The sequence below is a fragment of the Streptomyces sp. NPDC043176 genome (assembly GCF_056436715.1).
The window spans coordinates 367289-380281 of the sequence record NZ_JBWKCA010000003.1; the positions used below are offsets into that span (position 1 = coordinate 367289).

Genomic DNA, 12993 nt, shown 5'->3' on the forward strand with positions numbered 1-12993 from the left:
GGATGTCGGGGAACGAGGAGGAGCGGCCGGAACGGCCCTCCGAGGTGGACGGGACGGCGCACCTCTTCCGTGCGCTCGGGAAGATCATCAAGGTGCTGCGGAAGAACGCGGGGCTGAGCCAGGCGGAGCTGGCGGAGATCACGCATTGCAGCGAGGACTTGGTGTCCTCGATCGAGCGGGGAGTACGGACGCCCCAACCGGACTTCCTGCTGCGGGCCGACCCGGCGCTGGGGGCTGGGGGCGTGCTGGCGGCGGCGGTGGACGACGTGCGGGAGGCGTTGGCGCGGGTTCGGGTGCGGCATCCGGATTGGTTCCGGAGCTTCGCGAGGGCGGAGGCGGAGGCGGTGGCCCTGCACTATTACGCCGTGCAGGCGGTGCCGGGCATTCTCCAGACGCCCGCTTACGCGGAGGCCGTCTTCCGCTACCGGCGCCCGCTCTATGACGAGGAGACGATCGAGAAGCGGTTGGCCGACCGGCTGGCTCGCCAGGTGATCTTCGACAAATGGCCCGGCCCGACCATGAGCTTCGTCATCGAGGAGTCGGTACTGCGTCGCCCGCTGGGCGGCCGGGACGCTTTTCGGGAGCAGCTGCGGCGGATCGCCGAGGTCGCCCATCTGAGAAGCGTGCACTTCCAGATCATGCCGAACGATCCCGATGAACACCCAGGGCTGGGAGGCGCGTTCACCCTGCTCACTCCCAAGGGACGGCGGGAGGTCGCGTACACCGAGATCTATGGACACGCCCGGCTGTTCACCGACCCGGAGGAGGTCCGCATGTACACCGAGCGCTATGGGATCATCCGGGCGCAGGCACTCACACCCCGCGAGTCCCTGGAGCGGATCGAGAAGATGCTGGGAGAGCTATGAGCACCGCGGATCTGGTCTGGTTCAAGAGCAGTTACAGCGACGGCGAAGGCGGCGAGTGCATCGAAGTCGCCTACGACTGGCGCAAGTCCAGCTACAGCGGCCCCGAAGGCGGCAACTGCGTAGAGATCGCCGCCCACCCCGCCCTCATCCACATCCGCGACTCCAAGGACCCCCACGGCCCCCAGCTCGCCGTATCCCCCTCCTCCTGGGCCGTGTTCGTGGACGTAGCATCCCGGGCGTGACCTCAAAGGACTTCGTTCTCTTCGACGTCGACGGCACCTTGATGGACGCCGTCGAGAACCAGCGGCGCATGTGGCACCAGTGGGCGGCGCGGTACGGGCTCGACGGGGCGGAGGTGTACGCGACGGCGCTGCGGACGCGCCCGGTGGAGACGTTCGCGGCGGTGGTGCCGGGGGCGGATCCGCAGGAGTGCCTCGCCCTGCTGCACGAGCTGGAGGACGAGGACGTCCGGACGGGGACGTACGGGGCCTTCGAGGGGGCGGCCGAGCTTCTGAAGGCGCTGCCTGGTGGCCGGTGGGCGTTGGTGACGTCGAACTACGAGCACCGGGTGCGGGGGCGGTTCGAGAGGACGGGGCTGCCGCTGCCGGGGCTGATCGTGGACGCGGCGTCCGTGTCCGAGGGGAAGCCGTCGCCCGTCCCGTACCTCATGGCCGCCGAGAAGCTGGGGGCGGACCCGGCGGAGTGTCTGGTGATCGAGGACGCTCCGTCCGGGGTGCGGTCGGGACGGGCGGCCGGGATGACCGTGTGGTCCGTGAACGGGTCCGCCGACGTGGGCGCGCACCGGCACTTCGCGTCCCTGGCGGAGGCGGCGCCGCACATCCTGGAGCGGGCCGGAGCGATCTAGAGGAACGATGCGGGCCGGCCCTGGCTTCGGGCGCGGCGGCGTCGGCCTGGCGGGTGAGGGCCGCCGGGCACATCACCAGGGCACTGCGCCGGCGTCGTCGAAGAACCGGCCGGTGGGGCCGTCGTCGGGCAGGGTCGCGAGGCGGATGGCGATCGCCGCGCCCTGTTCGGGGGTGCGCACGCCGCGGAAGCCGTTGAGGTCGGTGGCGACGTAGCCGGGACAGGCGGTGTTGATCAGGATGTCGGTGCCGCTCAGCTCCCGGACGTATTGGAGGGTGACGGCGTTCAGGAACGTCTTCGACGGCGCGTACGCCGCTGACACCGGTCCTGTCGTCTGCTCGGCGGCGGGTCCTGACTGCCGGGTGAGGGAGCCGACGCTGCTGGACATGTTCACGATCCGTGGGGCGGCGGAGCGGCGCAGGAGCGGCAGCATCGCGTTGGTGACGCGGATGACGCCGATCACGTTGGTGTCCACGACCGTGTGGAGGGTGGCGGGGTCGACCCGGGTGGGCTCCTGGGGCATGCCGCCCGTGATGGCGGCGTTGTTGACGAGCACGTCGAGGCGTCCGGCCCGTTCGTCGATCAGCCGGGCGGCGGCGGTCGCGCTCGCGTCGTCGGTCACGTCCAGCGGTACGGCGAACGCGTCGATGCCGGCGGCGCGCAGTTTCTCCACCGCGGCGCTTCGGCGCCGGTCGTCGCGGGCGCCGACGCCGACGCTCCAGCCGAGGGCGCCCAGGCCCGCTGCGATCTCGTAGCCGATTCCCTTGTTCGCGCCGGTGACCAGCGCGATCGTCCGTTCAGTCATGGGGACGATGCTGCCTTCGGACCTCGGCGGGGGTCCAAGACCGATCGGGTGCGCACCGATACCTCCAGGGTATCGATCCGGGATAGCGTGGCCGGATGGAGACCCGGGAACTGCGGTATTTCGTCGCTGTCGCCGAAGAGCTGCACTTCGGGCGTGCCGCGCAGCGGCTCGGGATCGCGCAGCCGCCGTTGTCACGGGCGATCCAGCGGCTCGAACGCCGGCTCGGGGCAGTGCTGTTGGATCGGTCCGGTCGCTCTGTCACGCTGACCGAGGCCGGCTCGGTGCTGTTGGTCGAGGGCCGGGCGGCGCTCGACGCGGTCGAGGCCGCCGAGCGTCGGACCCGCCGCGCCGCCCTTTCCGCGACCGGCCGCCCCGGCCTGGTCCTGGTCACGAAGGCCAGCGCGTCCAGGGAACTGCTGGCGAGACTGCTCGACGCGTACGCCGCCGAACCCGGCGCGGTCCCCGTCGACGTCATCCTGTGCGGTCCGGCCGAGCAGGAACGACTCCTGCGCGAGGGCCGGGCCGACGTGGCGCTGCTGCACCGGCCGTTCGACTCGACGGCCGGATTCCACACCGAAGAGCTCAGCACGGAGAGCCAGGTCGTGGTCCTGCCGGCCGGGCATCCGCTCACCGCCCGGGCCCATGTGCACATGGCCGACATCACCGGGCTGCCGGGCCTGCCCCTGCCGCGCTGGCCCGACCCCGACGGCACCTACCCGCCCGGCCCCGGCCCGCAGGTCCGCGACCACGCGCAGCTGTTGCAGCTCGTCGCGCTCGGCCGGGCCTGTGCGGTCTCACCGGAGTCGTGCCGGGCCCAACTGCACGACGACCTCGCCGCCGTGCCCGTACTGGACGCGCCGACCGTCACCACCGTGATCGCCTGGCCACCGCACAGCCGGTCCAGAGCCGTCGCCGACCTCGTCCGGACCGCGACACGTCTCCCGTAGCCCCTACCCGCCCGGCCGGGCTCCCCCCTCGCGGCCGGGCTCCCCCTCGTGGCCAGGCTCCACCCCTCGTGGCCCGGTTCCACCCCTCGTGGCCCTGCTCAGGCGGCAGATCGCGGTGGGTGCACGCGGCGGGTGTCGGTCCGCACGGTCAGGGACGCCCGTCCCGATCACTCCCACCCCTTCGCATCATTCCTCCAGGGCGCTTCTTTTGGATCACCTCGGAGGCCGGCAGCCGCGGGCGGTACAGTCCACGCCGTGGACATACCCGACTGGCTGGTCTGGATCGCCCTCGGCGTGGCCGTCCTGCAGGCCCTCGCCCTCGTCCCTGTCGGCCGCCGGATGCGCGGCCCGGACCCCGCGGTGCGTTCCCAAGCGCGCCTCGACCTGCTGGAGACGGTCGGCACCCTGCTGCTCCTCGGGGGCTTCCTGTCGAACCTCGTGGCGGCGGAGTCCTGGATCTGGCTCGGCCTTGCCGGCTTGGCGCTCATGGCCGCCGTCCACGCCGTGAAGGGCGCCCGCCTGCTCCGCGCCCGCCGCTCGGCCTGATCCCCGCGGCGCGGGTCAGTAACTGCCCCACCGGATGGGCAGCTTGAGGCGGACGAAGCCGGTGTCACGGCCCCCGACCCTCTCCTGTCAGAGGCACGTGAGAGGCTTCCGGACACCTGGAACACCTGCGGCAACAGGCAGAGCCATGACCAGCATCCGGCCGCGGGGCGAGCGCAGGGGGGAACATCTCATGAGCACGATCAACCGACGTCGGCGCGCCATCGGCCGCGCCGTCGGCACCGCCGCCGTCGCCGTCGCGATGGCGGCCACCGCCGGGACGGCCTTCGCGGCCGGCGACCCGGGCGCGGCGGCCGAGCGGACGCGGGCAGAGGCGGAGGCCGAGCGGCGGGCGGAGGGCGCGCCGGGCGCGCGGGCCCTCGCCGACGCCGACGCCCCGGTCCTGACGCCGACCTTCTCGATGTCGGCCGTCGACAAGCGGACGAGCAATCTGTACCTGTACTTCGCCGACGAGGCGGGCGGCTTCGATCCCCGGTACGACGTGGGCGTCAGCTTCGCGGGCTTCGCCGACTCGATCAGCGTCGACGTCGACGGCGACGGCTGGAGCGACGGCGGCTGGAGCCTCTTCACCGACGGCCGGCTGACGTACAGCTGGATCGACGACGAACTCGAGAGTCATCGGTACGACATCGGCACGGGCTGGAACATCTACACCAAGGTGCTCTCCCCCGGCAGCCTGGGTGGGGCCCCCGAGGCCGACCTCATCGCCGTCGACAAGGCCGGCGTCCTGTGGCAGTACCTCTCCTACCCGGAGGGCAAGCTCACCCCGCGCCAGCGCCTCGGCGGCGGCTGGGGTCAGTACACGCAGGTCGAGGGCCAGGGTGATCTCACCGGTGACGGCAAGCCCGACATCGTCGCCCGCGACACCTCCGGCGTCCTGTGGCTGTACAAGGGCACGGGCGACTACAAGGCCCCCTTCACGGCCCGCACGAGGGTCGGCGGCGGCTGGAACGCGTTCGACCGGATCCTCTCCGTCGGCGACCTCGACAAGGACGGCGTGTCCGACCTGATCGCGCGCAAGCCCGACGGCGAGCTGTTCCGGTACTCGGGGACGGGCAGCGCGTCGGGCGCCCTCTACAAGCCGCCGGTCAAGATCGGCTACGGCTTCCAGGTCTACAACCTGCTGTAGCGGCGCGCGGGCCGGCAGTCGGCGATCGGCAGTCGGCAGTCGGCAGTCGGCAGTCGGCAGTCGGCAGTCGGCAGTCGGCAGAGACCGAAGTGGATCTCCGTACAACCCCTCGGCTCCCTCGCATGTCTGTTTGGGTGTGGCGCGCCTCGCGCCCTCACGGACCTGCAGGGAGCCGGCGTTGTCCTACGTATCGAGTGTCACTTCACGGTCCCGGCGACTGACGGCGGCCGTCGCCGTCTCGCTGGCCGTGACCGCGGGGACGCTGGCGTCGGCCTCTGTCGCCGGCGCCGCGGCCCCGGCCGTGGTGCCGGTGTCCGCCGCCGCGGCCGCCCCCGCCGACGGCGAGGTGATCGCCTTCCCGAAGGCGTCGCAGATCGTCAGCGCGGGCGCCACCGGCTTCCTGAGCAAGAGCGACGCCGGTGAGTACCGCTGGACCCGCTACTCCGACGGGGTCTCGACGGTCGTCGAGAGTTCGGGGCCGGTCCTGGGCGGGGTCTCGGACGTCGTGGTCGCACAGACCGCCGACCACGTGCTGCGGATCCGGGACATGGCCACGGGTGCGGCGCCCGTGGAGGTCGATCTCCGGAAGCTCGGCGAAGGGGTCGACATCGCGATCGGCGCCGTGGGTTCGACCGTCCTGACGGGCGTGCACATGGAGACCGGTGCCGAGGAGCTGCACGTCGTCTCGCACGACGCCGAGGGGACGCTGCTGAACCGGGCGGTGACCGGACTGCCGGTGGACGGCACGCAGTTCACGCTGCGGTCCGCGATCCCCGGGACGGCGCTGGTCTCGTACAGGTCCGGGGGGAAGACCCGGTACGCCGTCGTCGACCTGGCGGCGGCCGCGGTCGTGGAGGCGTACGAGAACCCGAAGCCGAGCCGCGGCTCCCAGTCCCTCGCCCTCTCGGCGACGCACGTGGCGTGGGTCGAGCAGACCGTGGACGCGTACGGGCGGCTGCAGCAGGCCGTGGTCGTCGCCGACCGGAAGCAGCCCGGTGTCACACGGCGCTTCGCCGTCGGGGAGGCCACCGGGCTCAGGGTCGGCCTGACTGGGTCATGGGTGGTCCACGGGGAGGACGCCACCGATCCCCACAACGCACGACTCCCCTTCGTCGCCCGGTCCCTGGGCTCCGACCCGGACGAGGAGCTCCTGGAGCACGCGACGAGCCTCGCCGTCGCGCCCGACGGGACGCTCCTCGTCCGGGGCGGGTCGCTCGTGGAGGGCGAGGCCGAGGGGCTGTACCGCGTCACGGCGGGCGAGGACGGGGTGGGCCGGCAGCTGGTGGCCCGCAGCGGCGAGGTCACCCAGCTCTCGGTGACGGGGTACGACGCCCCGGAGGTGGTCGACCCCGACAAGAACAGCCCCGCGGCGTTCACGTTCGACGTGGACCGGCCCGACGCGGCGGTGCACATGATCATCTCGCCGCCCGGCCAGATCGACCACTACTCCTACATGTGGCAGGGCAACGGCTCCTCCAGCGGCACGCCCGGATCCCTCCTCGTCAGGTGGGACGGCAGCTACGACTACGGCACCGGCGACTACGGGTCCAGCGGGACGGCGTCGAACGGGCTGTACGAGTGGAAGGCGGAGATCCGGCCGACCGACGGCGTGGGGAAGGCGGTGGAGCTGAGGGGCACGTTCACCGTCGCCCGCGCTCCCCGCCCGCACGACTGGACGGAGAACGCCGTCCCCGACCTGCTCAGCGTCAACGCGGCGGGCGAACTCGTCTGGAACGAGGACACGCGCGGCTGGGACACCCGCTGGGGAACCGGCTGGAGCATCTACGACCGCGTCTCGGTCCCCGGTGACCTCGGCGGCACCACGCAGCCCGACGTCGTCGCCCGCGACAGGAGCGGATACCTCTGGCTCTACCAGGGCGGTACGGCGGACAAGCCGCTCTCGGCCCGCACCCGGATCGGCACCGGTTGGCAGATCTACGACAAGCTCGCCGGCGGCAGTGACGTGAACGCCGACGGAAGGGCGGATCTCCTCGCCACCGACAAGGCGGGCGTCCTCTGGCTGTACCCCGGCACCGGGAACGTCAACGCCCCCTTCGGCGCCCGCAAGAAGGTCGGCACCGGCTGGGGCGTCTACAACGAGGTCACCGCCACCGGCAACATCGCCGGAGCCCCCGCCGGCGACCTCGTCGCCCGCGACAAGGACGGCGTCCTCTGGCAGTACCTCGGCAAGGGCGACGGCACCTTCGCCCCCCGCACCAGGATCGGCGGCGGCTGGAGCGCGTACAGCCGGATCCTCGCCATCGGCGACCTCGACCACGACGGCCGCAACGACCTGATGGCCTACGTCCGCACCCCGTCCGACCCGGGCAAGAACGTCTACGTCTACAAGGGCACGGGCGTCTGGAGCGCGCCCTTCGGTCCCCGGACCGCGCAATGGGCGGCCGCGCAGGACGCGCGCCTCGTGTTCTAGCGCCCCCGCTCCCCCCGCCACGACGCATTCCCTCGTCCCCTTCACGGAACAGGAACCGAGCCTTGCCCCGTACAGCGCACCGCACGCCGTCCCGGTCGAGACTCCTCGCCGCCGCCGTCGCCGCGACCCTGGCCGTCACCGCCGGAACCCTCGTCGCGGCGGCCCCCGGCGCCGTCGCCGGGACCCCGGCCGTGGCGCCGGCGGTCACCGCCGAGGCCCCGATCGCCTTCCCGCTCGCGTCCGAGGTGGTCAGCGCGGGTGAGACCGGGTTCCTGAGCAAGAGCGACGCCGGGGAGTACCGGTGGACGCGGCTGGCCGACGGGACGACGAGCGACCTCGGTCAGGAGGAGGTCCTGGGGGCCGCGTCCGACGTGGTCGTCACGCGCCCCGGGATCAACACGGTCCGGCTCAGGGACATGGCGACGGGGGCCGCTCCGGTCGACATCGCGATCAACTTCCCGGGCGGCGGCGTCCACACGCCGATCGGCGCGGTCGGTGGCACCGTCCTGACGAGCGTGGCCCCCGCCGACGGCGGGACCCTGCTGCACCTCGTGACCCACGAGGCCGACGGCAGCACCGGGAACCACGCCGTGACGGGGCTGCCGGCGGACGCGAGCGCGCTCACCTTCGCGGCCGGGATCCCCGGGACCGCGCTCGTCGGCTACCGGTCGGCCGGGAAGAGCCACTTCGCGGTGGTCGACCTGGCGACGCGGGCGGTGACGGAGACGTACGCCAACCAGGGCCCGGTCGACTACGCGCAGTCCGCCGCGCTGTCGGCCACGCACGTGGCGTGGGTGCACCGCAAGCCGCGTTCGGACGGCTACTTCGACGACCAGCTGATCGTGGCGGACCGGAAGTCCGGTCAGCTCACGACGCTGAACACCGGCGGCGGCGCGGTGAAGGTCGGCCTCGTCGACGGCTGGGTGGTCTACGGGGAGGACGACACGGACCCCTTCCACTACCGCAACCCTCCGCGGGCCGTCAGCCTGACGGGGACGTCCGGGTGGAAGCCGTGGATCGACCACGTGACCAGCGTGACCGCCGCTCCGGACGGTTCGGTGCTCGTGCGCGGCGGGTCCGTGGCCGAGGGCGAGGGGCTGTACCGGGTGCGGGGCGGCGCCTCGGTCACGCGGGAGCCGGTGGCGGGGACCGGGGAGAAGACCGGTGTCTCCGTGACCAGCGGCCCGGACATCCCGGCGGTCCTCGACCTCGACAAGAACCGGGGCGTCGTCCCGTTCACGATCGGCGTGAGCCGTCGCAACGTGCGGGTGACCGTCATGATCTCGAAGGCGGAGACGCCCCTGGTCACGGAGTGGACGAGCGAGCTCCGCCCCACGGAGGGCCCGACCGGCCCCGGGGAGATGACCCTCACGTGGCAGGGGAACCGCTCGGCCTGGGAGGGTGGGCTCACCCCGTGGGGCGACGTCCCCAACGGCGACTACGTCTGGCAGGTCAGCGTCGCCCCCCTCGACGGGGTGGGCAAGGGCGTGGGGCTGAGCGGCACGACGAAGGTCGTCCGCGCGCCGAAGTCGCACGACTTCTCCGGCAACGGTTCGCCGGACCTGTTCGCGGTCGACTCCGCCACCGGGGACGTGTCGGTCTTCGAAGGCTCCTACCTTCCCCTCCAGCAGGGCTTCAACTGGTTCAAGGGCGCCACGCTCCCCGGCTGGGGAGGCACCTACGACCGGTTCGTCGCGCCCGGGGACCTCGGGGGGATGAGCACGGCGCCCGAGCTGGTCACCCGCGACAAGAGCGGCGGGCTGTGGATGCACCCGGGCGCGGGCACCTTCTCGTTCGCTCCCCCGGTGAGGATCGGGACCGGCTGGCAGATCTACGACCAGATCGCCGGCGGCAGCGACCTGACCGGTGACGGCCGGCCCGACGTCCTCGCGACGGACACGGCCGGCGGGCTGTGGCTGTACCCCGCCACCGGCAACCACAACGCGCCGCTCGGGCCCCGCAAGCAGATCGGCACCGGCTGGGGCGTCTACCACCAGGTCACCGCCACCGGCAACATCGCCGGAGCCCCCGCCGGCGACCTCGTCGCCCGCGACAAGGACGGCAACCTCTGGCAGTACCTCGGCAAGGGCGACGGCACCCTCGCGCCCCGCACGAAGATCGGCTCCGGCTGGAACACGTACGCCCGGGTCGTCGGCACCGGCGACATCGACCGCGACGGCCGCAACGACCTCGTGGCGTTCGACAAGTCCGATCCCACGGCCCGCATGTACTGGTACGGGGGGACGGGGGACTGGCAGGCGCCCTTCAAGCCGCGTCTGGAGAACTACTTCCAGAACTCGATGACCGACCGGGACTGGTTCTAGGAGATTCCCGTACGTCTCGCGCCAACTCGGCCCGATTGACGATATGTTGACGTCGATCCCCCTTCACCTGATTGATATTCAGATCCGAAGGGGGCTCGGCTAGTGTGTGGCCCATGCAGGGGGAACCGGAAAACAACTCTAGTTTCGGCGGGCTGATCGGCAGCGGGGCCATGCCGCTGGAGGCGGGGGATCCCCGGCGGATCGGGGCGTTCAGGCTGCTCGGGGTGCTCGGGTCCGGGGGGATGGGCCGGGTGTACCTGGGCGCCGTGCCCGGCACGTTCGCGGCGGTGAAGCGGGTGCTTCCCGTGCTCGCCGAGGACCCCGACTTCCTGAGCCACTTCGGGCACGAGCTGGACAACCTCGCCCGGCTTCCCGCCGGGGCGAACACCAAGCTCCTCGCGAGCGACCGCACGGCCAAGCCGCCGTGGTTCGCCACCGAGTTCATCCCCGGCATCACCCTCAACGAGGCCATCCGGCTCAACGGCGGCCCGCTGACCGGCGACGCCCTCTGGCGCCTCCTCCGCGACGCGGCGAACGGGCTGCGGGTGGTCCACGGCGCCGACATGGTGCACCGCGACCTGAAGCCGTCCAACGTCATGCTGACCGGCGACGGCCTCTCCCTCATCGACTTCGGCGTGGCCCGCGCCGCCGACCAGAGCCGGCTCACCAAGACCGGCATGGTCATCGGCACGCCCGCCTACATGGCACCCGAGCAGGCCGTCGCCGACCGGCGACTCACCGGCGCGGCCGACGTGTTCGCCCTCGGCAGCCTCCTGCTGTACGCGGCGAACGGGCGGCCCCCGTTCGGCGACGGCTCCGGCCCCGACCTCCTGTACCGGGTGGTCCACGCCGAGCCCGAGTTCGGGCGGCTGACCGAGGACGATCCCGCGCTGGCGGAGCTCGTACGGAAGTGTCTCGCCAAGGACCCCGCGGACCGGCCGACGGCCGAGGAGCTCGTCGGACTCACCGAGGAGCGGGCCGCGGACGCCGCCTGGCCGACGGCCGTCGCCGGGCGGATCGGCGAGCGCGCCGTCTTCGCCGCCGGGGCCCCGACCGCCGAGCACCTGACGGAGCTGGAGAAGGCCGACCCCTCCGAGGACGTCGCCACCGCCTCGCTGACCCCGCAGCCCGGCAAGGAGCCCGCGACCGCCTCCCCCGACCGGCCGGCCGCGACCGGCCGGGGCGCCTCCGGCGAGCAGCGCAAGCGCCGCAACCGCTTCGTCATGCTCGCCGTGCCCGTCGTCGTGGCCACCGGCACCACCCTGACCGTCGCCCTCGGCCCGTACGAGATCGGCCGTCTCGGGGCGGGCCCGAGCACCTCGCCCTCCCCGTCCGCCGTCGTCTCGCAGCCGGCGGCCGTGCCGCCGTCGAGCGCGCCCGGCTCCCCGTCCTCGAAGGCCCCGGCCCCGAAGCCGCCCGCCTCGAAGCCGCCGGGTTCCTCCCCCGGCGCTCCGCCCCCGCCCGTCGACGGCGGGGCGGTGGGCGGCGGGGCCGTGGGCGGCGGGGCGGGCGGCACGGGGACGCTGCCCGGGGGTGACGGCTCCGCCTCGGGGGGCGGTGGGTCGAGCTCCACCGGCGGTGGCTCCACCGCCTCCGGCAGCGGTTCCGGCTCCTCCGGCGGATCGACGACCGACCCGGCCCCCAAGCCGACGACCAAGGCACCCGCACCCCCGCCGCCCACCGGCTCGACGCCCTCGGGGACGTACTCCATCGAGAACGTCTCCAACGGGCAGTGTCTGGCGGAGAACGACGCGGGCTACGCCATCCTCGTCAACACCTACGAGTGCGGCTCGGCGCCCACCAACGGCGGGAGCCTCGCGTACTCCTGGACCTACTCCCCCGGCGCCAACGGCACCTTCCGCCTCATCAGCAAGAAGTCCGGGAACTGCCTGCAACCGAGCGGCTCCAGCGTGACGGTCGCCGCCTGCAGCGGATCCAGCGTCCAGGCCTGGAAGACCGGCACGTCGACGTCCTCCGGGCGGACGATCAAGAACATGAACAGCGGCCAGTGCCTGCTGGTCGGTCCGCCGTTCGTGATGACCTACACCTGCGACTCCACGAACCGCGCACAGTTGTGGCGGAACATCTCAGCCCTGGGAACCAGATGAGCGCGGTGAGCCCGGCGGGCCGAAGACGGGGACGGTGACCTCCCCGTCCGCCCCTTCCGCCCGGAAGGCGACCTCCAGCTCCATCCCGATCCGGAGGTCGCCCTCCGGCACGTCCACGACCTGCGTCATCATGCGCGGCCCCTCGGCGAGGTCGACGACGGCGGCGACGTACGGCACGCGCTCCCCGAAGGGGGGCAGGTCGTTCCGGTGGACGACCGACCACGTGTAGAGCGTGGCGCGGCCGCTCGCCTGCTCCCACCGGACGTCCTCGCTCCAGCAGTGGGGGCAGAACTCGCGCGGGTAGTGGTGGGCGCGGTCGCAGGCCGCGCAGCGGCGCAGCAGCAGCCTGCCCTCGGCGGCGGCGTCCCAGTAGGGGCGGGTGAAGGCGTCGATGTCGGGGGTGGCGGCCGTGGCGGGCTTGACCGCCGGGGGCGTCGCGGGCCGGGCGGCCTCGGTGGTCGCGGGCGTCGTGGGCTGCGCCGTCATCAGAAGAGTCCGATCGCGGAGTCGAGGGACCAGGTCTGCCAGGAGACGGCGAAGAGGGCGACGAGGGAGATGAGGGCCATCATCGCGTTCTGCCCCTGCTCGGCCCAGTCGTGGATCATCAGGACGAGGTAGAGGAGGTTGAGGAGGAGGCCGCCGACGAGGGCGACCGGAGTGAGGAGGCCGACGACCAGGCCGAGGCCCAGGGCGAGTTCGGCGTAGACGACGACGTACGCCATGAGCCTGGGACGGGGGGCCACGACGGTCTCGAAGCCCTTCTTGACCTGCGGCCAGCGGTGCTTGCCGGCGACGTCGGCGGCCCAGGCGATGCCGGTGCCGCGCTCGAACCAGCCCTTCTTGTCCTTGTGGCGCCAGCTCTCCAGCCACCACAGGCCGAGGCCGATGCGGAGGACGGCGAGCCATTCGGCGCCGGTGAGCCAGACGGTCTGCATGCGTGCCCCCTCGGAGAGCC

12 protein-coding genes are annotated in these 12993 nt (G+C 72.6%); 9 read left to right on the forward strand and 3 right to left on the reverse strand.

What is annotated here, in order from left to right; translation table 11 throughout:
• Positions 1 to 2 precede the first annotated feature (2 nt).
• The 3 genes from AC067A_RS06725 to AC067A_RS06735 are packed head-to-tail and all read left to right on the forward strand — an operon-like array spanning position 3 to position 1731.
• Positions 3 to 866: a helix-turn-helix domain-containing protein gene (locus tag AC067A_RS06725; protein WP_478615428.1), complete on the forward strand. Its 864-nt coding sequence runs from the start codon at positions 3 to 5 to the stop codon at positions 864 to 866.
• Positions 863 to 1108, forward strand: a complete 246-nt coding sequence (locus AC067A_RS06730) for a DUF397 domain-containing protein (RefSeq protein ID WP_478615431.1) — start codon at positions 863 to 865, stop codon at positions 1106 to 1108. Before AC067A_RS06725 ends, AC067A_RS06730 begins: the two co-directional genes overlap by 4 nt.
• Positions 1105 to 1731, forward strand: a complete 627-nt coding sequence (locus tag AC067A_RS06735; protein WP_478615433.1) for an HAD family hydrolase — start codon at positions 1105 to 1107, stop codon at positions 1729 to 1731. The genes AC067A_RS06730 and AC067A_RS06735 overlap by 4 nt, the downstream gene beginning before the upstream one ends.
• A 72-nt stretch (positions 1732 to 1803) precedes the next feature.
• Here the strand turns inward: AC067A_RS06735 and AC067A_RS06740 are convergent, their stop codons facing one another.
• The gene (locus AC067A_RS06740) at positions 1804 to 2535 is read right to left on the reverse strand and encodes an SDR family NAD(P)-dependent oxidoreductase (RefSeq protein WP_478615435.1); all 732 of its coding nucleotides are present in this window, start codon (positions 2533 to 2535) and stop codon (positions 1804 to 1806) included.
• Positions 2536 to 2630: 95 nt separating this feature from the next.
• Between AC067A_RS06740 and AC067A_RS06745 the strand changes: the two genes are divergently transcribed.
• The 6 genes from AC067A_RS06745 (at position 2631) to AC067A_RS06770 (ending at position 12038) form a co-directional block, all read left to right on the forward strand.
• Entirely contained in the window at positions 2631 to 3482 is an 852-nt protein-coding gene (locus AC067A_RS06745; protein ID WP_478615438.1) for a LysR family transcriptional regulator, read from the forward strand.
• A gap of 255 nt (positions 3483 to 3737) precedes the next feature.
• The gene (locus AC067A_RS06750) at positions 3738 to 4028 is read left to right on the forward strand and encodes a hypothetical protein (protein WP_478615441.1); all 291 of its coding nucleotides are present in this window, start codon (positions 3738 to 3740) and stop codon (positions 4026 to 4028) included.
• Between the two features lie 190 nt (positions 4029 to 4218).
• Positions 4219 to 5175, forward strand: a complete 957-nt coding sequence (locus AC067A_RS06755; RefSeq protein WP_478615443.1) for an FG-GAP repeat domain-containing protein — start codon at positions 4219 to 4221, stop codon at positions 5173 to 5175.
• 178 nt (positions 5176 to 5353) lie between these two features.
• On the forward strand, positions 5354 to 7606 hold the full coding sequence (locus AC067A_RS06760; protein WP_478615446.1) for an FG-GAP-like repeat-containing protein: 2253 nt from the start codon (positions 5354 to 5356) through the stop codon (positions 7604 to 7606).
• Between the two features lie 62 nt (positions 7607 to 7668).
• A complete protein-coding gene (locus AC067A_RS06765) occupies positions 7669 to 9930 on the forward strand; it encodes an FG-GAP repeat domain-containing protein (protein ID WP_478615448.1) in 2262 nt (753 codons plus the stop codon).
• Between the two features lie 170 nt (positions 9931 to 10100).
• On the forward strand, positions 10101 to 12038 hold the full coding sequence (locus AC067A_RS06770) for a serine/threonine-protein kinase (RefSeq protein ID WP_478615653.1): 1938 nt from the start codon (positions 10101 to 10103) through the stop codon (positions 12036 to 12038).
• Here AC067A_RS06770 and AC067A_RS06775 read toward each other — a convergent pair.
• Positions 12018 to 12524, reverse strand: coding sequence for a Zn-ribbon domain-containing OB-fold protein (locus AC067A_RS06775; RefSeq protein ID WP_478615450.1), 507 nt, complete (start codon positions 12522 to 12524; stop codon positions 12018 to 12020). The two genes, AC067A_RS06770 and AC067A_RS06775, sit on opposite strands and share 21 nt — an antisense overlap.
• Complete coding sequence (locus tag AC067A_RS06780; protein WP_478615453.1) at positions 12524 to 12973, reverse strand: DoxX family membrane protein; 450 nt, start codon at positions 12971 to 12973, stop codon at positions 12524 to 12526. The genes AC067A_RS06775 and AC067A_RS06780 overlap by 1 nt, the downstream gene beginning before the upstream one ends.
• Positions 12974 to 12993: the final 20 nt, after the last annotated feature.